Annotated in this window: 20 protein-coding genes and 1 riboswitch; of the genes, 10 read left to right on the top strand and 10 right to left on the bottom strand. The window is 68.3% G+C overall.

Going from position 1 to position 20,015, the window contains the following annotated elements:
• Positions 1-171: 171 nt before the first annotated feature.
• The 3 genes from ACM14_RS17045 to ACM14_RS17035 all read left to right on the top strand — a co-directional run bounded on the left by ACM14_RS17045 (position 172) and on the right by ACM14_RS17035 (position 3,917).
• Positions 172-1,368, top strand: a complete 1,197-nt coding sequence (locus tag ACM14_RS17045; RefSeq protein WP_034391229.1) for an acyl-CoA dehydrogenase — start codon at positions 172-174, stop codon at positions 1,366-1,368.
• 189 nt (positions 1,369-1,557) lie between these two features.
• Positions 1,558-2,805: a CaiB/BaiF CoA-transferase family protein gene (locus ACM14_RS17040; protein ID WP_065346815.1), complete on the top strand. Its 1,248-nt coding sequence runs from the start codon at positions 1,558-1,560 to the stop codon at positions 2,803-2,805.
• A gap of 137 nt (positions 2,806-2,942) precedes the next feature.
• On the top strand, positions 2,943-3,917 hold the full coding sequence (locus ACM14_RS17035) for a tripartite tricarboxylate transporter substrate binding protein BugE (protein WP_065346814.1): 975 nt from the start codon (positions 2,943-2,945) through the stop codon (positions 3,915-3,917).
• A gap of 47 nt (positions 3,918-3,964) precedes the next feature.
• Here ACM14_RS17035 and ACM14_RS17030 read toward each other — a convergent pair whose 3' ends face one another.
• Positions 3,965-4,843, bottom strand: a complete 879-nt coding sequence (locus tag ACM14_RS17030) for a LysR family transcriptional regulator (protein ID WP_065346838.1) — start codon at positions 4,841-4,843, stop codon at positions 3,965-3,967.
• 116 nt (positions 4,844-4,959) lie between these two features.
• On the opposite strand from ACM14_RS17030, the gene ACM14_RS17025 reads away from it, so the two are divergent.
• Complete coding sequence (locus ACM14_RS17025) at positions 4,960-5,421, top strand: nucleoside deaminase (protein WP_012204126.1); 462 nt, start codon at positions 4,960-4,962, stop codon at positions 5,419-5,421.
• A 4-nt stretch (positions 5,422-5,425) separates the two neighbouring features.
• On the top strand, positions 5,426-6,661 hold the full coding sequence (locus tag ACM14_RS17020; protein ID WP_065346813.1) for a cyanate transporter: 1,236 nt from the start codon (positions 5,426-5,428) through the stop codon (positions 6,659-6,661).
• 6 nt (positions 6,662-6,667) lie between these two features.
• On the opposite strand, the gene ACM14_RS17015 is transcribed toward ACM14_RS17020, so the two are convergent.
• From ACM14_RS17015 to ACM14_RS17005, 3 genes are all read right to left on the bottom strand, one after another.
• Positions 6,668-7,891, bottom strand: coding sequence for a sugar transporter (locus ACM14_RS17015; RefSeq protein WP_012204124.1), 1,224 nt, complete (start codon positions 7,889-7,891; stop codon positions 6,668-6,670).
• A gap of 100 nt (positions 7,892-7,991) precedes the next feature.
• The gene (locus tag ACM14_RS17010; protein ID WP_012204123.1) at positions 7,992-8,381 is read right to left on the bottom strand and encodes a VOC family protein; all 390 of its coding nucleotides are present in this window, start codon (positions 8,379-8,381) and stop codon (positions 7,992-7,994) included.
• 79 nt (positions 8,382-8,460) lie between these two features.
• Positions 8,461-9,114, bottom strand: a complete 654-nt coding sequence (locus ACM14_RS17005; protein ID WP_012204122.1) for an NAD(P)-dependent oxidoreductase — start codon at positions 9,112-9,114, stop codon at positions 8,461-8,463.
• Positions 9,115-9,237: 123 nt separating this feature from the next.
• Here ACM14_RS17005 and ACM14_RS17000 point away from each other — a divergent pair, with 123 nt between their 5' ends.
• On the top strand, positions 9,238-10,173 hold the full coding sequence (locus tag ACM14_RS17000) for a LysR family transcriptional regulator (protein WP_063326895.1): 936 nt from the start codon (positions 9,238-9,240) through the stop codon (positions 10,171-10,173).
• Between the two features lie 68 nt (positions 10,174-10,241).
• Here ACM14_RS17000 and ACM14_RS16995 read toward each other — a convergent pair whose 3' ends face one another.
• Both ACM14_RS16995 and ACM14_RS16990 read right to left on the bottom strand, forming a co-directional pair.
• A complete protein-coding gene (locus ACM14_RS16995) occupies positions 10,242-11,372 on the bottom strand; it encodes a branched-chain amino acid ABC transporter substrate-binding protein (RefSeq protein WP_013803650.1) in 1,131 nt (376 codons plus the stop codon).
• Positions 11,373-11,547: 175 nt separating this feature from the next.
• Entirely contained in the window at positions 11,548-12,090 is a 543-nt protein-coding gene (locus ACM14_RS16990) for a 6,7-dimethyl-8-ribityllumazine synthase (protein WP_012204119.1), read from the bottom strand.
• A gap of 109 nt (positions 12,091-12,199) precedes the next feature.
• Positions 12,200-12,368: riboswitch (FMN riboswitch) on the bottom strand.
• Between the two features lie 278 nt (positions 12,369-12,646).
• Here ACM14_RS16990 and ACM14_RS16985 point away from each other — a divergent pair.
• Positions 12,647-13,297 (top strand): hypothetical protein, encoded by a 651-nt coding sequence (locus ACM14_RS16985; RefSeq protein ID WP_065346812.1) that lies wholly within the window; start codon positions 12,647-12,649, stop codon positions 13,295-13,297.
• 97 nt (positions 13,298-13,394) lie between these two features.
• Positions 13,395-14,066, top strand: a complete 672-nt coding sequence (locus ACM14_RS16980) for a DUF4124 domain-containing protein (protein ID WP_013803653.1) — start codon at positions 13,395-13,397, stop codon at positions 14,064-14,066.
• Position 14,067: 1 nt separating this feature from the next.
• On the opposite strand, the gene ACM14_RS16975 is transcribed toward ACM14_RS16980, so the two are convergent.
• A complete protein-coding gene (locus tag ACM14_RS16975) occupies positions 14,068-15,087 on the bottom strand; it encodes an SDR family oxidoreductase (RefSeq protein WP_175403282.1) in 1,020 nt (339 codons plus the stop codon).
• A gap of 69 nt (positions 15,088-15,156) precedes the next feature.
• On the opposite strand from ACM14_RS16975, the gene ACM14_RS16970 reads away from it, so the two are divergent.
• Positions 15,157-16,209 (top strand): CDP-6-deoxy-delta-3,4-glucoseen reductase, encoded by a 1,053-nt coding sequence (locus ACM14_RS16970; protein ID WP_012204115.1) that lies wholly within the window; start codon positions 15,157-15,159, stop codon positions 16,207-16,209.
• A 91-nt stretch (positions 16,210-16,300) separates the two neighbouring features.
• Complete coding sequence (locus tag ACM14_RS16965) at positions 16,301-17,269, top strand: tripartite tricarboxylate transporter substrate binding protein (protein ID WP_043781175.1); 969 nt, start codon at positions 16,301-16,303, stop codon at positions 17,267-17,269.
• An 84-nt stretch (positions 17,270-17,353) separates the two neighbouring features.
• On the opposite strand, the gene folK is transcribed toward ACM14_RS16965, so the two are convergent.
• From folK to ACM14_RS16950, 3 genes are all read right to left on the bottom strand, one after another.
• The gene (folK, locus tag ACM14_RS16960) at positions 17,354-17,869 is read right to left on the bottom strand and encodes a 2-amino-4-hydroxy-6-hydroxymethyldihydropteridine diphosphokinase (protein WP_065346810.1); all 516 of its coding nucleotides are present in this window, start codon (positions 17,867-17,869) and stop codon (positions 17,354-17,356) included.
• Entirely contained in the window at positions 17,844-19,433 is a 1,590-nt protein-coding gene (pcnB, locus tag ACM14_RS16955) for a polynucleotide adenylyltransferase PcnB (RefSeq protein ID WP_065346809.1), read from the bottom strand. Before pcnB ends, folK begins: the two co-directional genes overlap by 26 nt.
• The coding region (locus tag ACM14_RS16950) for an HAD family phosphatase (RefSeq protein ID WP_065346808.1) at positions 19,430-20,015 on the bottom strand (586 nt) is incomplete at its 5' end. The genes pcnB and ACM14_RS16950, both read right to left, overlap by 4 nt.

Below are 20,015 nucleotides of genomic sequence, written 5' to 3'. Positions count from 1 at the left end.
GAATCCATACATGCGCTTTACGCATTCATGGATGAACAAACATCGTTTGCGCCACGCGCAGGCCCGCTTCTAAGATGCGTCGCAACAACGCTCCATGGCCACAGCCTGCCCGGCTTTGGCATATGGCAGCGACCCGCCCTTGACCTCTTTGTTTTTTGGAGAAACCACGCCATGGCCCGCAACAGCTTCCAATGGGATGACCCCTTCCAGCTCGACCAGCAACTGAGCGAAGACGAGCGCATGATCCGCGACGCGGCCCATGCCTACTGCCAGGAGAAGCTGGCCCCCCGCGTGCTGGAAATGTTCCGCCACGAAAAGTCCGACGTGAGCATCTTCCGCGAGATGGGCGAGCTGGGCCTGCTGGGCCCCACCATCCCCACGCAGTACGGCGGCGCGGGCCTGAACTACGTCAGCTACGGCCTGGTGGCGCGCGAGATCGAGCGCGTGGACTCGGGCTACCGCTCCATGGCCAGCGTGCAAAGCTCGCTGGTGATGGTGCCCATCAATGAATTCGGCACCGAAGACCAGAAGAACAGGTACCTGCCCAAGCTGGCCAGCGGCGAGTTCATCGGCTGCTTCGGCCTGACCGAACCCGACCACGGCTCCGACCCCGGCAGCATGTCCAGCCGCGCCTACAAGGTGGACGGCGGCTACCGCCTCAAGGGCAACAAGATGTGGATCACCAACAGCCCCGTGGCCGACGTGTTCGTGGTCTGGGCCAAGGAAGTGACCGAGGACGGCCATGTGGGCGAGATCCGCGGCTTCATCCTGGACAAGGGCATGAAGGGCCTGTCGGCCCCGGCCATCCACGGCAAGGTGGGCCTGCGCGCCTCCATCACGGGCGAGATCGTGATGGACGACGTCTTCGTTCCCGAGGAAAACGCCTTCCCCGAGGTGCGCGGCCTCAAGGGCCCCTTCACCTGCCTGAACAGCGCACGCTTCGGCATCGCCTGGGGCGCCCTGGGCGCAGCCGAGTTCTGCTGGCACACGGCGCGCCAGTACACGCTGGACCGCAAGCAGTTCGGCCGCCCCCTGGCTGCCAACCAGCTGATCCAGAAGAAGCTGGCCGACATGCAGACCGAGATCACCCTGGGCCTGCAGGCCGCGCTGCGCGTGGGCCGCATGAAGGACGAGCACCAGAACGTGATCGAGATCACCTCGCTGATCAAGCGCAACAACTGCGGCAAGTCGCTGGACATCGCCCGCATGGCGCGCGACATGATGGGTGGCAACGGCATCAGCGACGAGTTCGGCGTGGCCCGCCATCTGGTCAACCTGGAAGTGGTCAACACCTACGAAGGCACGCACGATGTGCATGCGCTGATCCTGGGCCGTGCCCAAACCGGCATCGCAGCTTTTGCCAACTGACCCCCTGAGGCGCTTCGCGCCTTCCCCCTTCTCGCTTCGCGGAGGGGGACGACGCCCTCGCCGCGAGGCGGCTCTTGCTCGGCGTCCCTGGCCTGTTCCACGCCCGTGTCACACGCTATGGGTGATGGAAGCTCAAGCCCTCAGCTGAACTACCAGCGGCATCGGGCTCGCTCATATTTCTTCCCTCTCATGTCCTCCACATCCTCCGCGCCGGCCGCATTGGCTGGCATCAAGGTGCTTGATCTTTCCCGCGTGCTGGCCGGGCCCTGGTGCACGCAGACGCTGGCCGACCTGGGTGCCGATGTGATCAAGGTCGAGCGGCCCGTGGCCGGCGATGACACGCGCCACTGGGGGCCTCCGTTCCTGCCGCGTGACGATGGGCAGGCCACGCAGGAGGCCAGCTATTTCACGGCCTGCAACCGCAACAAACGCTCGGTCACCATCGACATGTCCACCCCCGATGGGCAGCAGCTGATTCGCCAGATGGCGGCCGGGGCCGACGTGCTGGTGGAGAACTTCAAGGTCGGTGGCCTGGCGCAGTACGGGCTGGACTACGAAAGCCTCAAGGCGCTCAACCCGCGCCTGATCTATTGCTCGGTCACGGGTTTCGGCCAGACCGGCCCGTATGCCGAGCGCGCGGGCTACGACCTCATGGTGCAGGCCATGTGCGGGCTGATGAGCATCACCGGCCATGCCGACGAGGCGCCCGGAGGCGGCCCGCTCAAGGTGGGTGTGGCCGTGATCGATGTCTTCACGGGCCTGTATGCCAGCAATGCCATCCTGGCCGCGCTGCATGCGCGCCAGGCCTCGGGCCGGGGCCAGCACATCGACATGGCCCTGCTCGACGTGGGCATGGCCGTGCTGGCCAACCAGGCCGCCGGCTTTCTGGCCACGGGCGAATCGCCGGGCCGTGCCGGCAACATCCACCCCAGCCTGGCGCCCTACCAGGACTTCGCCACGGCCAACGGCAACGTGCTGCTGGCCATTGGCAATGACGGGCAGTTCGCGCGCTTTTGCGCCGCCGTCGGCGAAGCCGGCTGGTCGCAGGACGAGCGCTTTGCCACCAACACCGCGCGCGTGCGCAACCGCCAGGCGCTGCTGGAGCGGATGGTGCCCCTCATGAAGACACGCGGCACGGCCGAATGGATTGCGCTGCTGGAAGACAAGGCCGTGCCCTGCGGCCCCATCAACACCATCGCCCAGGCCTTCGACGACCCGCAGGTGCGCGCACGCGGCATACGCGTCGAGCTGCCGCGCGAGGCCGGCGACGGCATCTCGCGCATCGCCGGCGTGGCCAGCCCCATGCGCCTAAGCGATACCCCGCCCGTGCTGCGCAGCGCACCGCCCTCCCTGGGCCAGCACACCGATGAAGTGCTGGGCGAGTTGGGCATTGCGCCCATGGCCATCCAGGCGCTGCGCTCGCGCGGCGTGGTCTGATCGCCAGCGCCGCGCAACACCGCCTCCACATTTCTCAGCCCAAGCACCGCCATACGAATGTCCTAACGAATCACGCCCTCCCACCCGTCGGTGCCTCACAACAAACGTCCACAACATCCATTCAAGGAGACAACACCATGACTCACACCTCCCGCATCGCGCTCGCCGGCATCCTCGGCGCCCTCGCGCTTTCGGGCGCAGCCCATGCCCAGGGCTACCCCACCAAGCCCATCAAGCTGCTCGTGCCCTTCGCGGCCGGCGGCACCACCGACCTGATCGCGCGCATCGTCGCCGAACCGCTGGGCCGTGCCCTGGGCCAGCCCGTGGTGGTCGAGAACAAGGGCGGCGGCGGCGGCAGCATCGGCGCGGCCGAGACGGCGCGCTCCCAGCCCGATGGCTACAGCCTGGGCATCGCCACCGTGTCCACAACGGCCACCAATCCGGCGATCAACCCCAAGATCCCGTACAACGTGCTGACCGACTTCACGCCCATCGTGAACATCGCGGCCACGCCAAACATCATTGCGGCCAACCCCAAGTTTGCGGGCAAGAACTACCAAGAGTTCCTGGCCGAGGTGAAGAAGAACCCCGGCAAGTACTCCTACGCCTCGCCCGGCAACGGCAGCATCACCCATCTGATGATGGAGATGTTCAAGCTGTCCACGGGCACCGACATCACCCACGTGCCCTACCGTGGCAGCGGCCCCGCGCTGAACGACGCCGTGGCCGGCCAGGTTCCGCTGATCTTCGACAACCTGCCCTCCGCCCTGGGCTTCGTCAAGGAAAAGCGCCTGGTGCCCATCGTGGTGGCCGCGCCCCAGCGCCTGGCCGCCCTGCCCGATGTGCCCACCTTCAAGGAAGTGGGCCTGGCCCCCGTCAACCGCATGGCCTACTACGGCATCGTCGGCCCCAAGAACCTGCCGCGCGACATCGTGGACAAGGTCAACGCCGCCACGCGCAAGGTGCTGCAGGACCCCGCCATCAAGAAGCGCATCGAGGAAACCGGCTCGCTGATCGTGGCCGACACGCCCGAGCATTTCTTTGAAGAGATCAAGGCCGAACTGGCGGTCTACAAGGACGTGGTGCATAAGCAGAACCTGACGATGGATTGAGCCTGCGCGTCACCCACCGACCATCCCCGCCACGGCGGGGATTTTTTTCAGGCCTCGCCAGCGGCAGGCGACAGCAACGCCTCGCACACCTCGCACAGGCGCTCAGCCAGACGCCGGCCCGGCGCCGACAACTGGGCGCGCACGTGCAGTGCCACTTCCACATCAGGCACGGGGGCGAAGCCGGCCATGCCGTCGAGCAGGCGGTGGCCGGGCCCGACCAGCCTGCGCGGCAGCAGGCTGAGGCCCAGGCCCTGCTCCACGGCGGCTTCCAGGCTGGCCAGGCTGGCGCTCACATAGGCCAGGCGCCAGCGCCGGCCTGCGGCATCCAGCGCATGCGTCATCTCGCTGCGGTACAGGCCGCCCTGCGGAAATACCACCAGAGGCAAGGGATCCATCCCGCGGCAGGGATGCCGCGCACTGTCTATCCAGGCCAGCGGTTCGGGCCAGCGCGCCATGCCGGGCGTGCTGCCGCTGCGCTGCTTGACGATGGCCAGGTCCAGCTCGCCGGCCTGCAGTTGCTGCCATATCGCCTGCGACAACCCGCTGGTCAGCTCCAGGCGCAACTGCGGCTGGCTGCGCGCCAGCGCGCCCAAGGCGGGCATCAAGGCATGGCCGGCAAAGTCCTCTGGTACGCCGATGCGCAGCACGGCTTCGGTGGCGCCAGCCAACTGCTCCACGGCCTCGTCCATGAGCGCGAGGATGCGTTGCGCATAGGCCAGCAGGCGCTCTCCTTCCAGCGTGCATTCCACATGGCGCCCGCTGCGGTCCAGCAGCGTGCAGCCCATTTGCTCCTCCAGCCTGCGGATCTGCTGGCTGACCGTGGACTGGGTCAGGTGCACGCCCTGCGCCGCGCGCGTGAAGCTGCCGGTTTCGGCCACGGCGCAGAAGCTGCGCAGCAGGGTGGGGTCTATGGAAGAGGGTTGCATGGGGCGTGGGCGGATTTCAGTGGCTTTGTCACTGCCCAGCATTTGATCATTTAATTTTCCAATTGATGGCCCCCGTCCTAGACTGCGGCCTCAGCTCCGATTGCCCAGCCATCCCCATGCAAGAACAAGAACACATCCGCCTGCTGCGCCATGCCGTGCAGCTGGCGCACGACAACCGCCTGCGGGGCGGCCGGCCCTTCGGCGCCCTGCTCGCGCGCGAGGGGCAGATCCTGTCCACGGGCGTCAACGAGATCGTGCAAAGCCATGATCCCAGCGCCCATGCCGAAATGCAGGCGCTGCGCGCAGGCACGCGCGCTCAGGCCAACCCCAGCCTGGCTGGCTGCACCATCTACGCCAGCGGCCACCCCTGCCCCATGTGCCTGGCGGCGCTGGTGATGGCCGGGGCCGAGCAGGTTTTCTTCGCCTTCGACAACGCGGATGCCCAGCCTTACGGCCTGTCCAGCGAAGGCGCCTACCAGCGGCTGCGCATGCCGCTGCAGCCGCCACCGCTGCCCCTGACGCGGCTGGACACGGGCATCACGGCGGCCCAGCTGTATGGCAACGCCCCCTGGGCCTGAAGCCATGTCGTCCATTGCGCCTGCACGCACCGAGGCGCCTGCCGCAGCGCACGCCATTCCAACGGCGCTGTGGCTGGCCACCGTGGTCCTGGTCACGCTGAACCTGCGCCCGTTTCTCACGGCCATCGGCCCGCTGGGCCCGCAGATACAGTCCGCCACCGGCATGGATCTGTCCACGCTGTCCTGGCTGACGCTGCTGCCCATGGCGTTGATGGGCGTGGGCGCCTGGCTGGCCCCGGCCGCGCTGCGGCGCCTGGGTCCGCGCCGCGCCGTGGTCGGGTCCTTGGCGGTGATTGCGCTGGGCTGCGCGCTGCGCGTGGCGGGCTCCAGTGCGGCCACCCTGCTGGCCACGGCCGCGCTGTGCGGCGCTGGCGTGGCCCTGGTGCAAGGCGTGCTGCCGGGCCTGATCAAGCGCCAGTCGCCCGCACGCATGGCCCAGATGATGGGGCTGTACTCGGCCGCGCTCATGGGCGGCGGGGCGCTCGGTGCCCAGATTTCGCCGCTGGCCGTGCAATGGGGACTGGACTGGCGCTTTGCGCTGGCGCTCTGGACTGCGCCCGCCCTGCTGGCATTGGCGCTGGCGCGGCATGCGCTGAGCACATTGCCGGGTCCGGCGCCCATGGCAGCCCATGCCTCGCAAGACACCGGCTGGCTGCGCCGGCGCCCGCGCACCTGGATGCTGATGGCCTGCTTCGGCCTCATCAATGGCGGCTATGCGGCCATGGTGGCCTGGCTTGCGCCCTTCTACCAGACGCACGGCTGGAGCCCCGCGCAAAGCGGCGGCCTGGTCGCCCTGCTGTCGGTGGCCCAGGCCAGCGCCGCGCTGGGACTGCCCGTGCTGGCTGCGCGCCATGCCGACCGGCGGCCATGGCTGGGGTTCACGCTGCTGTGCCAGATCATCGGCCTGGCCGCGCTGGCCTGGTGGCCTGATGCAGCGCCGCTGCTCAACATCGTCATCCTCGGCATCGGCCTGGGTGGGTGCTTCGCCTTGATGATGGTGGTGGCGCTGGACCATCTTCCCCACCCCACGCAGGCCGGTGCGCTCAACGCACTGATGCAGGGCGGCGGCTTTCTGATTGCGGCGCTGGCGCCCTATGTGATCGCCCGGCTGCACCAGTTCACGGGCGGATTCGGCGCCGGCTGGCTGGCCCAGATGGCCGCCGTGCTCGTGGTCTGCGTACTGGTGTCACGCCTGGCGCCGCAGCGCTACGCCCAGGCCATGCGGGCACCCGGCGACTGACCCGCTTCAGTGCGCGGCCTGGAAGCCGGCCGACCAGCGCACGAAGGCCCAGATGCACCAGGCCAGGCCCAGCGCCACCAGGCCGCCGCCGATCCAGCCGATGTTCTGCATGCCCGCGTGCATGCTGACCTGGCTGCCCAGCAGCGCACCGCCGCCAATGCCGATGTTGAAGATGCCCGAGAACATGGACATGCCCACATCGGTGGCGTCGGCTGCCAGCTTGAGCACCTGGGACTGCATGGCCAGGGCGAAGCAGATCATGGCGACACCCCAGACCGAACTCATCACGTAGAGCGATGCCTCATGGCCCGAGGCCGGCACCAGCATCAGCAGGCTGGCCGACAGCACGCCAATGGCGGCCAGCAGAAAGCCGCGCGGATGGCGCAGCCCCCACCAGCTGAACATCACGCTGCCCACGATGCCCATGCCGCCGTACAGCAGCAGCACGGCCGTGGTCACCTTGCCCTCGAAGCCCGCGATGTCCTGCACGAAGGGCTCGATATAGCTGTAGGCCGTGAACTGCCCGGTGATCACGACCACCAGCAGGATGTAGATGGACAGCAGCGCCGGGCGGCGCAGCAGCATGGGCACGCTGGCCAGGTTGCCCGCGTTCTCGCTGGGCAGGCGCGGCAGCAGCCGGGCCAGGGCCACCATGACGATGGCGGCCACCCCGCCCACGGCCAGGAACGTCGTGCGCCAGCCCAGCCATTCGCCCACGATGCGACCCAGCGGAATGCCCAGCACCATGGCCATGGAGGTGCCGGTGGCCAGCAGGCTCAGCGCCACGGCCTTCCTGCCGGGCGGCGCCACGCGCACGGCCAGCGAGGCGGTGATGGACCAGAACACCGCGTGCGACAGCGCAATGCCGATGCGGCTGACCATGAGCGAGGCAAAGCTCCAGGCCACGCCCGACAGCACATGGCTGGCCACGAACAGCGCGAACACGCCCATCAGCAGCTTGCGCCGCTCCACATTGCGCGTGAGCAGCATGAAGGGCAGCGAGGCCAGGGCCACGATCCAGGCATAGATGGTCAGCATCAGCCCGACCTGCTCGGTGGGCATGCCAAAGCTCGCGCCAATGCTGCTGAGCAGGCCCACGGGCACGAACTCGGTGGTATTGAAGACGAAGGCGCCCAGCGCCAGCGCGATCACGCTGAGCCAGGCCTGGGCGGCCGTGGGTGTGGATGACGCGGAAACGGAGCCGGCCGCAGCGGAAACGGAAGGGGGCATGGGGAACGTGGGGCCTTTTTTGTTGCAGCGCAATATTGTGCTGCGCCATGCGACTGCCTGATGTCAGCTGCCGCGCAGGCCCCAGTGCCGCCAGGGGGACTCAGGCCGGAGGCAGGTGGCAGACGGCCTCGATGTTGTGGCCGTCGGGGTCGAGCACGAAGGCCGCGTAATAGTCGTCGTGGTAGTGCGGTCGCAGGCCGGGCTCGCCGTTGCAGCGCCCGCCTGCCGCCAGGGCCGCAGCATGGAAGTCATCGACCATGTGGCGGTTGTCCACGCGGAAGGCCACATGGATGGGCGGCTGGTTGGGCGTGCCCCCGCTGATCCAGAAATCGGGCTTGGGCGGCTCGCCGAAGCCCGCAGTGTCCGTATGGCCCGTGACTTCGGCAGAAAGCTCCATGAGGATTTCATAGCCCAGCGGCGCCAGGGCGCGTGCATAGAAATCCTTGCTGCGCTCGAAGTCCGATACGAGGATTCCCGTGTGGTCGATCATGGCTGTGCTCCTGCCTGTTCATGACGGACACCAGCATGCCATGGAGACCGCTGCGGCACCAGTGGACTGGCGCAGGTGTTCAGTAAGCGACGGTGAAACGCTGGCGCAGGTGCAGGCCCTTGTCCAGCGCGTCGACCAGGGCCACGGCCAGGTCCGCTGCCGAAATCGTGCCGGGCTGGCCATCGGCCTGCATCAGCGGCTCATCCTTGCCCGTGCGGTATTGGCCCGTGCGTTCGCCATGGTCGCCCAGGTGCAGGGCAATGGGCGGGCTCAGCATCGTCCAGTCCAGGCCCTGCTCCTTTTGCAGATCGTTGAGGGCATCGCGGGCAGCCGAGGCGCCAGGCTTGATGGCGGCCGGGAACTCGGGCGTGTCCACCAGTTGCTTGCCGGGTGCGATGTAGAGGCTGCCCGCGCCGCCGACCACCAGGTAGCGCTTGATGCCGGCCGCCTTGGTGCCCGCCACGATGGCGCGCGAGCCGCGCATGAAGTCCTCATAGATGTCGGGATTGCCCCAGCCCGCGTTGTAGGCGCTGACCACGGCGTCCGCGCCCGCCACGGCGCGCTGCACGGCGGCGGCGTCCAGTACATCGGCCTGCACGGCCTGCAGCCGCGGCTGGGCCGCCAGCTTGGCGGGGTCGCGCACCAGGGCCACGACCTCATGGCCGCGCTGCAGCAGCTCCTTCAATACCGCCGAACCCACAAAGCCGGTTGCGCCAATCAATGCCACTTTCATCTTCGGTCCTTTATGGCGCCAGGGCGCCTGTTCACGATGGCATTGAGATTACGCCGTTCACAATGCATGCGGTAGACGGCAATTTTTACCAATACCTTGAAGCGCAGCTTCACAATACAGCCCATGGATGACTACAAACGCATGGCCGTTTTCGCCGCCGTGGTGCAGCACGGCTCCATGAGCGCCGCCGCGCGTGCCCTGGGCATGAGCCCCTCGGCCGTGAGCCAGCAGGTGCGCCAGCTCGAACGCGATGGCGGCGTCACCCTGCTGCACCGCTCCACCCGGCAGATCGCGCTGACCGACACCGGCGAGCGCTACTACCAGCAGTGCGCCGCCATGGCCCAGGCCGCCAGCCAGGCGCGGGCCGAGCTGGCGGCCGCGCGCGACGAGCCCGGCGGCGAGCTGCGCCTGTCAGCCACAGTGGGCTTTGCCCGCCACATCGCGCCGGCCCTGGGCCACTGGCTGGCCCGGCACCCCGCACTGCGCCTGCACCTGGATGTGGACGACGCGCCCATCGACCTCATACAAAGCCGCATCGACCTGGCCTTGCGCTTCGGCCGGCTGGCCGATTCCGGCTGGGCCGCCCGGCGCCTGGGCGCCATGCGCAATTGGCTGTGCGCCTCGCCCGCATGGATACAGGCCCAGGGTGGCGGCGCGGCCTGGCGCCACCCGGCACCGCTGGCCAGCATGCGCTGGCTGGGCCTGGCGCGCGAGGGCCAGGGCCAGGCCCTGCGTGCCGAGGCGCGCCACCCTGACACGGGCGAGACCTACAGCCTGCAGGTGCTGCCGCATGTGGCCAGCAACAACCAGCTGTCCATCCAGCAGATGTGCGAGGCGGGCCTTGGCCTGGCCCTGCTGGGCAGCATGGACGTGGCCGACACGGTGGCCGAAGGCCGCCTGGTGCGCCTGCTGCCCGACTGGGACTTCGGCGGCCTGGACATCTGGGCGGTCACCCCGCAGCGCCAGGCCCAGCCCGCCAAGGTGCGCCAGGCCATCGCTGCCTTGCAGGCCTATCTGGCCCGGTTGCCGGGCGTGGTCGATGCGCCGGCCCCGGCCTGAGGATCATGGACAGCGCACGAAAAAAAGCCCGCACGGGGCGGGCATGAAAACGAAGGAAGGACGCTCGCTCAGTCGAGGGCTGTCTTCTGGCCGTTCTTGAACACGCTCAGCGTGTACGAGGGGTTCTTCATCTCGCCGTTCTTCTCGAAGGCGATCTTCGAGGTCACGCCCGAGTAGTCGGCCTTTTGCAGGAAGGGGATGTAGACCTTGGGGTCCCAGGAGTTGGCGCGCTTCATGGCGTCGGCCAGCATCATGGTGGCGTCGTAGAAGTACGGGCTGTAGACCTGGAACTGGCCGGGGTACTTGGCGTCGTAGCGCTTTTTCCATTCCGTGCCGCCGGGCATCTTGGCCAGCGAGGCGCCGCCATCGGCGCAGATCACGTTGTCCAGAGGCTTGGCACCGGCCGCCACCTTGGCCAGCTCGGGCACGCACAGGCCGTCGCCGCCGAAGTACTTGGCATCGTTCAGGCCCAGCTGGGCCATCTGGCGCAGCATGGGGCCGGCCTGGCCGTACATGCCGCCGTAGAAGATGCCATCGGGCTTCTTGGCCTTGATCGAGGTCAGGATGGCCATGAAGTCCGTGGCCTTGTCGTTCGTGAACTCCGAGGCCACGACCTTCACGCCCAGCTTTTCCGCATCCTTCTTGAACACATTGGCCAGGCCCTGGCCGTAGGCCGTGCGGTCATCGATGATGGCCACGGTCTTGAGCTTGAGCGTCTGCGCCGCGTATTTGGCCAGTGCCGCGCCCAGCGCGTTGTCATTGGCGATCACGCGGTAGGTGGTGTTCCAGCCGGGCTTGGTCAGGTCGGGGTTGGTGGCCGCGCCCGTGATCATGGGAATGCCGCAGTCCTGGAAGACCTTGGACGAGGGAATGGCCACGCCCGAGTTGAGGAAGGCCACGGCGCCGGCGACCTTGTCGTCGCACAGCTTCTGCGAAGCGGCCGTGCCCTGCTTGGGATCGGCCACATCGTCTTCGGCCACCAGCTGGAACTTGACCTTCTTGCCGGCGATCTCCATGCCCTTGGCATTGAGCTCGTCGATGGCCATGCGCACGCCGTTTTCGTTGTCCTTGCCGAAATTGGCCTGGGGACCGGACACCGGGCCGATGTGGCCGATGCGGATCACCTGCTCCTGGGCCATGGCCACGCCACCCATGCCGGCCACGACGGCCGCAATACACAACTTCCGGGACATCTTCATCGCGCACTCCTCAGTTGAAACAGGCCGTCACGTTATTCCCGTCATCGCGGCTTGGCAATGCCGCGTGACGGGGCCGCGACACTCGGCACCAACTCAGTGTTTACGAGCATCCGTCCCCACCCAAAGCTGTGCTGGGTGGCGCGCCGCAACCGGCGACGCAGGCGACGCTTGCAACTCAGGCCGCGCGGGCCTGACCCAGCGCCTGCACCTGGGCCAGCTGGTCCAGGGCCGCCAGGCAGGCATGGGCCACCTCCACGCCCTTCTTCACGAAGTGGGCGCGGAAGAACTCCACATGGTCGCCGTGCTCGTGGAAGTCGCGCGGCGTGAGCACGGCGGAGAACACGGGCACCTCGGTGTCGAGCTGCACGCGCATCAGCCCGTCGATCACGGCCGAGGACACGAACTCATGGCGGTAGATGCCGCCATTGACCACCAGGGCGCAGGCGATGATGGCGTCGAAGCGGCCAGTGTCGGCCAGCTTCTTGGCCAGCAGCGGGATCTCGAAGGCGCCGGGCACATTGAAGTGGCTGATGTTCTGCGCGGCCACGCCCTGGGCCTGCAGCTCGGCCGCCATGGAGTCGCGCGCCTGGTGCACGACATCGGTATGCCAGCTCGCGCAGATGACGGCCACGCGGCTGCGGCCCGCAACGGCCCTCCACGGCGTGCCCGAGGCCGTGCCGTGTGCGGAGAAATTCAAGGAGACAGGAGTCTGATTCATGGTGCTCTTTCAAGATGAGACAAATGAATCAGGGCGCGCGCCATGGCGCCGCATGGCGCGGCGCAGCCCATGGGAAAACCATGGGCATGGCGCCTGCCATACAGGTGCTGCGCGATCTCTTTCATCCGGACTGTGACCGTCGGCTCTGGCATCTCACCAGATCTGCTGACCCCGGCCGGCCTTGCGGCTTGCCGGGCGCTCGCGGGCTGCTGGACACATGCCGAAAGACAGATCCAGATACCGCCGGTGGGGAATTTCGCCCCGCCCTGAGAACGCTGCTTTGCGGCGCACGGACTGCGCACCGCCAAAGACAGAGGCCATTCTAGCCGCGCCCGCAAGCCATTGCCGCGATCGGGGCGGCAGGCGCCCTTGCGCACCACGCCTGCGCAATTCATCTGGCAACACCTACAGAATATGGGCGAATTGCTATCAAAATAGAAGCTCCGCTGTCGCCCTTGTTGCCTTGCAAGGACGACCCAGGTCAACCAATACGGCCTGTCAAACGTCATAGGAAGAGATCCAGACAGGAAACACGCCTTTGCCCGGACCCCATACCATGCCCCGTTCCAACGCCCCCACCGCGCAGTCACACCAGCAGCGTGACCTGCGCCCCCTGCGCACGCTGCGCCTGCTGGCCGGCCTTGGCCTCGCCGCCCTGGTCACCGCCTGCGCCGTGCCGCCCGATGGCTACTCGGACATGGGCTCCGGCTACCCCAGCTATCCCAGCTATCCGACCTACCCCAGCTACCCCTCTGGCGGCGGCGTCATCTACCCCTCCTATCCCACGCAGCCCGCCTATCCCGACAACGGCTGGTACGAGCGCCAGCGCCTGCAGCGCGAGCGCGATCGCCTGCAGTACGAGCGCGAGCGCATTCAGCAGGAGCGCAACCGCGACGCCTGGCGCGACCGCCAGGAGCGCGAGCGTGAAATGCGCGAGCGCGACCGGGACCGTGACCGCCAGGCACAGGACCGCGACCGCCAGTTGCGCGAACGCATGCAGGAGCAGCAGCGCCGCGAAGCCGAGCGCCAGCAGCGGGACCGCGAGCGCGACCAGGGCCAGCAGCAACGCGATCGTGAACGCCAGCAACGCGACCGGGAACAGCAGCGTGACCGCGAGCAGCAGCAACGCGCCATCGAGCGCATGCAGCGCGAAAGCCAGGGCGGCGGCAACCCCTACCCCACGCAGGATCCGCGCCACTGGCGTTGAACGGCTGACCAGCGGCATGTCCAGCCCCCTGCGCTGCGCACCATAATCGGCAATGCACCACATCCCTGTGCCGTTTGTGATGGGAAAGGAAACCGCCATGCACCGCACCCAAGACCTTTGCCAGCGCCGGGCACTGGCGGCGCTTGTACCGATGCTTGCAACGCTGGTGGTGGCACTCACCGCAGGCCCGGCCTCGGCCCAGGTCATCCGCTGCACGGATGCCAAGACCGGCCGAGTCACCTACACCAACAGCAGTTGCAAGGACGGCGAAAACCGCGTGCAGGTGCAGGAAGCCCCCAGCCCCGAAGAGCTGGAACGCGAGCGCGCGCAGTCCGCCGCCGCCATAGAGCGCAAGAACCAGCAACTGACCCGCGAAGAGGCCGAGCGCCGCGCACGCGCCCAGCAGCAGGAGCGCGAGGCGCGCAGCCGGCGCGAGCGCGAGAACTCGGCCCAGCGCGACAGCGGCGACTCCCCTGCCTGCCAGCAGGCGCGCCGCCGGCTGGACACCATCCTGGCCGAGTCCAATCCCGATCCCGCCACCTGGGGCCCGCGCAGCCAGGCCGCCCAGCAGCAAATGGAAATGGCCTGCCTGGGCCCCAAGGCCTATGAGCAGCTGCAGCAATCGCGCGCATTGCAGCCCAATGCCATCAACCGGCCGTGGATCGTCGGGCGCCCCGTGCCGCCGCAGCCGCTGCCGCCTTCGGCGCCCATCTCGCACTGCAACGTATTCCGCTGCTACGACACCAACGGCGGCATCCATCCGCGCTGATTCACGCGCGCAGGCCCTGCTCCACGGTGGGGTAGCGCAGGCGCAGGCCCAGCTCAGCCTTCAGGCGCTGGTTGCGCAGGCGGCGTGACTCCCCCATGAAGCTCAGCAGGCTGGCCGGCAGCTCGCGCTGTGCCTGCTCGAGCGTGATGCGCGCGGGGCGCGGCAGGCCGTAGAGATCGGCCGCAAAGTCGAAATAGTCCCCCATGCGCAGCTGCGTATCGTCGCTGGCGTGATAGATGCGCTGCGGCCGGCCGCGCCACAGCGCCCGCACGCAGGCGCGGGCCAGATCATCGGCATGGATGTGGTTGGTGTAGACATCCTCTGCGGCACACAGCAGGGGCGTGCCGCGCAGCAGGCGCCCGCGCGGCGTACCGTTTTCCCGGTCCGGCGCATAGATGCCCGGGATGCGCAAAATGCTGGCGCGCAGGCCGCCGCGCCCGGCAAAGCGCACGGCACGCTCGGCGTTCACGCGGCGCTGGGCACGCGCCGTGGCCGGTGCGGGCGGGCGGCTTTCGTCGATCCAGGCGCCCTCGCAGTTGCCATAGACGCCGGAGGTCGAGCCATAGACCAGGCTCGCCGGCCGGCCGCGACGGCGCAGCACGCGCAGCAGGGCCGTGGTGCGCGGGTCCAGCCACCAGCCCTCTTCGCCAGCGGGCGGATTGGGCGGCGGCGCCAGGTGGACGACGCGCGTGGCCAGGCCGGCCAGACGGCGCAGCGTGGCAGGCGCGTCCAGATCGCCCAGCAGCGGCGTGATGCCGCGCCCGCGCAGATCCTGCAGGCGCTCGGCGCCACGCGTCAGGGCCAGCACGCGCGGGCCCCGTCGTGCGACGCCGGAGCGTGCGCCGGGCGCGCCCGCCAATGCACCAGCCACGCGCAGCCCCACGTCGCCGCAGCCGACGATGAGCACGCGTTCGCGTCGAAAGCGCGCCGGCAGCGCGCCCAATGGGTTTTGGTTTGAGGGCAAAATCCTGGCCTGTTGCGAGGGCGGCCACCCGCGCGCCGCCGGTCGCGGCAGCGGCATGTCCGTCCGGGAAAGAAGATCGCCGGCGCGCTCCACGCGCCCGCCAGCGCCCCCGAGGATACCGAGAACATGACCGAGATAGCCAACGCTTCCCACGAAATCACCGTACAGCCCAGCGGCCGCGCCTTCGCCACGCAGGGCAGCGAGACCATCCTGGCCGCCGCCATCCGCTCCGGCGTGGGCCTGCCCTATGGCTGCAAGGACGGTGCCTGCGGTTCCTGCAAGTGCAAGAAGCTCAGTGGCGATGTCACCCATGGCCCGCATGCCGACAAGGCGCTGACCGCCCAGGAAGAGGCCGACGGCTATGTGCTCACCTGCTGCGCCAGGCCAGCCACCTCGGTGGTGCTGGAGTCGCGCCAGGTCACCGATGCCAGCGCCTTTCCCATCAAGAAAATGCCCGTGCGCGTGGCCACGTTGGAGAAGAAGTCGCACGACGTGATGCAGGTGCGCCTGCAACTGCCCGCCGCAGACAAGTTCCGCTACCACGCAGGCCAATACGTGGAGTTCATCCTGCGCGACGGCGCCCGCCGCGCCTACTCCATGGCCACGGCCCCCCACGTGCAGGACACGGCGCCGGGGCTGGAGCTGCACATCCGCCACATGCCGGGCGGCAAGTTCACCGACCATGTGTTCGGCGCCATGAAGGAAAAGGAAATCCTGCGCGTGGAAGGCCCGTTCGGCAGCTTCTTCCTGCGCGAGGACAGCGACAAGCCCGTCATCCTGCTGGCCTCGGGCACGGGCTTCGCGCCCATCAAGGCGCTGCTGGAGCACATCCGCCACAAGGACATCCACCGCTCCGTCACCCTGTATTGGGGCGGCCGCCGCCCCGAAGACCTCTACATGGACGCCTGGGTGCGCGAACAGGCCGAAGCCATGCCGCAGCTGTGCTACGTGCCCGTGGTCTCGGATGCCCTGCCCGAAGACGCCTGGACCGGCCGCACGGGCTTCGTGCACCAGGCCGTGCTGGACGACTTTGCCGACCTCTCGGGCCACCAGGTCTATGCCTGCGGCGCGCCCATCGTGGTCGATTCCGCACACCAGGCCTATGTGCACCAGCGTGGCCTGCCCGACGAAGAGTTCTACGCCGACGCATTCACCACGGAAGCCGACAAGGCAGCCTGAAGCCAGGGCAGATCAATCAATACGCAGAAAAACTGCTCTGCATACCTGCGCGCAGCCAGGTGTCGCAATTTTTTTGCACAATAGCGCCCCTATGAACCGTAGAAACAGCCTTCTCTCGGTCATGGCGGCCGCTGCTGCCCTGGCCTCCCCGCTTGCCCTGGCGCAAGAGCCCATCCGCCTGATCGTGCCCTATGCGCCCGGCGGTCCGCTGGACATCACCTCGCGCGCGCTGGCCGAGCGGGTGCGTGACTCCCTGGGAGTGGTGATCATCGACAACAAGGCAGGCGCCGGCGGCAACATCGGCGCCGACGCCATTGCCCGCGCCACGCCGGACGGCATGACCATCGGCCTGGCCGCCACGGCCACCCATGCCGTCAATCCCTGGCTGTACGCCAAGATGCCCTATGACGCGGGCAAGGACTTCGCCGGCATCACCCAGATGGTGCGCGTGCCCAATGTGCTGGTGATGAACGCCGCCCGTGCCGAGCAGCTCAAGATCCACAGCGTGGCCGACCTGATCGCCTACGCCAAGGCCAACCCCGGCAAGCTCAACTACGGCAGCGGCGGCAACGGCAGCGCGGGTCACCTGGCCGGCGAAATGCTCAAGCAAAAGGCCGGCATCTTCGCGCTGCACGTGCCCTATCGCGGCGCCAACCCGGCCCAGCTGGCCCTGCTGTCGGGCGAGGTGGACTTCAACATCGACAACCTGGCCGCCGCTGCACCCAACATCCGCTCGGGCAAGCTCAAGGCGCTGGCCGTGACCACGCTGAACCCCACCACGCTGCTGCCCGGCGTGCCCGCACTGTCCAAGACCTTCCCCGGCTTTTCCATCGACACCTGGTGGGGCCTGGTGGCCCCGGCCGGCACGCCCAAGCCCGTGCTGGACAAGCTGAGTAAGGCCTTTGGCGATGCACTGGCCGCGCCCGAGACCAAGACCCGCTTCGAGACCCTGATGGCCGAGCCCGTGTCCTCCACACCCGCCGAATTCGACAGGTTCATGGCCGCCGAGCGCGCCAAGTACCAGCCCATCGTCAAGGCCTCCGGAGCGAAGGTGGACTGAGCCGATCCACCGCGTCCCGCCTGGCAAAAAGCCGCAGCCGCCCTCAGGGCGCTGCGGCTTTTTCATTCAGGCCATTGTCGGGATTCAGGCTTGTTGGAGATGCCAGCCAGGCTTGTGCGCCAGGCGGACGCCCTGCCCCGCCACGGCCTGCAATTGCCCTGGCGTGACGCGCTCAGGCGCGATCTCGGCCAGCGGCACGAGCACGAAGGCGCGCTCGTGCATGCGGGGATGGGGCACGCTCAGGCGCGGCAGCGCGATGCGCTCGTCGTCCCACAGTTCGATATCCAGGTCCAGTGTGCGCGGCGCGTTGCGATAGGGACGCTCACGGCCGGCCGCCAGTTCGATGGCCTGCAGCGCATCGAGCAGCGCCAGCGGCTGCAGCGTGGTGTGCACGGCGGCCACGGCGTTCAGGTAGTCGGGGCCGCTGGAGTCGACGGGCGCCGTGCTGTAGAGGGAGGACACGGCCACAAGGCGCGTGCCCGGCAGGCCGCCAATGGCCTGCAGCGCCTGGGCCAGCGCCTGGCCCCGGTCGCCCAGATTGGCGCCCAGGCCAATGGCGACCCAGTGCCCCGGCTCAGTCATCCCCGCCCACGGCGCCATCACCACCGCCCTGGGGCTTGCGGCGACGGCGGCGGCGCTTCTTGGGCGCGGCCCCTTCCTCACCCTCCACCTGGGGCAAGGCGGCGGCAGGTGCGTCGGCCTGCTGCGCTTCGCCAGCGACGGCCTCCTCGCGCGCAGGGCGGGCCTTGGCCACGCGGTGCACCTTGGGCTCGGCGCTGCGCTGGCGGGCACGCTGCTCGTCGCGGGCCTGGGCGATCAGGTCGTCGCGGCGCGCGTCGTCGGCGTTCTGGAATTCCTGCCACCAGCTGGCCAGGCTTTCATCGACCTCGCCGATGTCGGCGCGCAGGCGCATGAAGTCGAAGCCTGCGCGAAAGCGCGGCTGGGCCACCAGGCTGAACGGCGTGGCGCCCGTGCGCTTGTCAAAGCGCGGCTGCATGACCCAGATCTCGCGCATGTCGGCGGCCAGCTTGCCGCGGCCCGAGACATCGCCGATGCGCTGGTCGAACACTTCGTCGATGGATTCCTGCAGCGCGGGGAAGGGGTGCTGGCGCTGGTTCAGGCGTCGCTCCCAGCCGGTCTTGACGTCATGCCACAGCACGCAGGCCAGCAGGAAGCTGGGCGCCACGGGCTTGCCTTCCTCGACACGGCGGTCGGTGTCGGTCAGCGCGGCGCGCACAAAGGGCTGCTCCGCGCGCTCGACCACCACATCCAGCAGCGAGTAGATGCCGCGTGCCAGGCCCAGGCCACGCAACTGCTCCACCGAGGCCAGCGCGTGGCCGGTCTGCAGCAGCTTGAGCATTTCATCGAACAGGCGGCTTTGCGGCACATCGGCCAGCAAGGGCTCGCACTCCACCAGGGGCTTGGCGGTCTTGGGCTCGATCTTGAAGCCCTTGCCCGCCAGCTTGGCCGCGAAGCGCACGGCGCGGATGATGCGCACCGGGTCTTCGCGGTAGCGCGTGGCCGGGTCGCCGATCATGCGCAGCATGCGCTTCTTGGCGTCGTCGATGCCCTTGTGATAGTCCACCACGATCTGCGTGCGCGGGTCGTAGTACATGGCGTTGATGGTGAAGTCGCGGCGCGTGGCGTCCTGGTCCTGCGGGCCCCAGACGTTGTCGCGCAGCACGCGGCCGCTGGCGTCCACCGCATGGTGCATGCCGGCGAGCTGGGCCTTGCTGGTGCGCTCGTTGCCGCTCACGGCCTCGGCCGCGCTGTTGTCCAGGAAGGCGCGGAAGGTGGAGACTTCGATGACCTCGTTCTCGCGCCCGCGGCCATAGACCACGTGCACGATGCGAAAGCGCTTGCCGATGATGAAGGCGCGGCGGAACAGGCCCTTGACCTGCTCGGGCGTGGCATTGGTGGCCACGTCGAAGTCCTTGGGGCGCAGGCCCAGCAGCAGGTCGCGCACGGCGCCGCCGACGATGTAGGCCTCATAGCCGGCGTCCTGCAGCGTCTCGACCACGTCGATGGCACGCCGGTCCACCAGGTTGGGGTCGATGCCGTGCACCTGCACGGGCACTTCCTGGCGCTTGCCGAAGGGGGACTTGCGGGCGCGGGGGGCAGCCGAGGTCTTGCCCAGCAGCTTGTCGATGATGTTCTTGATCATGGTGCTTCGCCAAACAGGTCCAGAATGCGCCAGCCACGTTCCTGGGCCAGGGCGCGCAGCCGTGCGTCGGGGTTGGTGGCCACGGGGTGGTCCACGCGTTCGAGCAGGGGCACGTCGTTCCAGGAGTCGCTGTAGAAGAAGCTCTCCACGCCGCCCCAGTCCAGGCCACGCGCATCCAGCCACTGCTGCATGCGCTGGACCTTGCCGTCGCGCATGCTGGGCGTTCCACGGATCTCGCCCGTGAACCAGCCCTGGGCGTCGCGCTCCAGTTCCACGGCAATCAGCTCCTGCACGCCCAGTGCGGCGGCGATGGGGCGCGTCACGAACTCGTTGGTGGCCGTGACGATGATGATCTGGTCGCCCGCCTGCTGGTGCGTGCGCAGCAGCTCCAGTGCCTGGGGACGGATCGCGGGGGTGATCACCTCGCGCATGAAGCGCTCATGCGCCTCGTCGGCCTGTTGCGCGCCACGGCCGCAAAAGGCCTCGGTGGCAAAGCGCACATAGTCGTGCACGTCGAGCGTGCCGGCCTGGTAGTGCGCGAAGAACTCGGCGTTGCGGCGGCCGAACTCGGCCGGATCGGTC

Origin of the sequence: Delftia sp. JD2 (genome assembly GCF_001682645.1) — a bacterium.
GTDB lineage: Bacteria > Pseudomonadota > Gammaproteobacteria > Burkholderiales > Burkholderiaceae_C > Comamonas > Comamonas acidovorans.
Note: the sequence above shows the minus strand (reverse complement) of the source record. Positions and strands in the feature narration are given on the sequence as shown.

Coding starts and splice junctions, on each gene's coding strand:
- ACM14_RS17035 (WP_065346814.1), top strand. CDS start 2,943: ATGACTCACACCTCCCGCATCGCGCTCGCCGGCATCCTCGGCGCCCTC.
- folK (WP_065346810.1), bottom strand. CDS start 17,869: ATGGCGCCGTGGGCGGGGATGACTGAGCCGGGGCACTGGGTCGCCATT.
- ACM14_RS17005 (WP_012204122.1), bottom strand. CDS start 9,114: ATGAAAGTGGCATTGATTGGCGCAACCGGCTTTGTGGGTTCGGCGGTA.
- ACM14_RS16970 (WP_012204115.1), top strand. CDS start 15,157: ATGACCGAGATAGCCAACGCTTCCCACGAAATCACCGTACAGCCCAGC.
- ACM14_RS16980 (WP_013803653.1), top strand. CDS start 13,395: ATGCACCGCACCCAAGACCTTTGCCAGCGCCGGGCACTGGCGGCGCTT.
- ACM14_RS17025 (WP_012204126.1), top strand. CDS start 4,960: ATGCAAGAACAAGAACACATCCGCCTGCTGCGCCATGCCGTGCAGCTG.
- ACM14_RS17020 (WP_065346813.1), top strand. CDS start 5,426: ATGTCGTCCATTGCGCCTGCACGCACCGAGGCGCCTGCCGCAGCGCAC.
- ACM14_RS16990 (WP_012204119.1), bottom strand. CDS start 12,090: ATGAATCAGACTCCTGTCTCCTTGAATTTCTCCGCACACGGCACGGCC.
- ACM14_RS16995 (WP_013803650.1), bottom strand. CDS start 11,372: ATGAAGATGTCCCGGAAGTTGTGTATTGCGGCCGTCGTGGCCGGCATG.
- ACM14_RS17015 (WP_012204124.1), bottom strand. CDS start 7,891: ATGCCCCCTTCCGTTTCCGCTGCGGCCGGCTCCGTTTCCGCGTCATCC.
- ACM14_RS16965 (WP_043781175.1), top strand. CDS start 16,301: ATGAACCGTAGAAACAGCCTTCTCTCGGTCATGGCGGCCGCTGCTGCC.
- ACM14_RS17045 (WP_034391229.1), top strand. CDS start 172: ATGGCCCGCAACAGCTTCCAATGGGATGACCCCTTCCAGCTCGACCAG.
- pcnB (WP_065346809.1), bottom strand. CDS start 19,433: ATGATCAAGAACATCATCGACAAGCTGCTGGGCAAGACCTCGGCTGCC.
- ACM14_RS17040 (WP_065346815.1), top strand. CDS start 1,558: ATGTCCTCCACATCCTCCGCGCCGGCCGCATTGGCTGGCATCAAGGTG.
- ACM14_RS17000 (WP_063326895.1), top strand. CDS start 9,238: ATGGATGACTACAAACGCATGGCCGTTTTCGCCGCCGTGGTGCAGCAC.
- ACM14_RS16985 (WP_065346812.1), top strand. CDS start 12,647: ATGCCCCGTTCCAACGCCCCCACCGCGCAGTCACACCAGCAGCGTGAC.
- ACM14_RS17010 (WP_012204123.1), bottom strand. CDS start 8,381: ATGATCGACCACACGGGAATCCTCGTATCGGACTTCGAGCGCAGCAAG.
- ACM14_RS17030 (WP_065346838.1), bottom strand. CDS start 4,843: ATGCAACCCTCTTCCATAGACCCCACCCTGCTGCGCAGCTTCTGCGCC.
- ACM14_RS16975 (WP_175403282.1), bottom strand. CDS start 15,087: ATGCCGCTGCCGCGACCGGCGGCGCGCGGGTGGCCGCCCTCGCAACAG.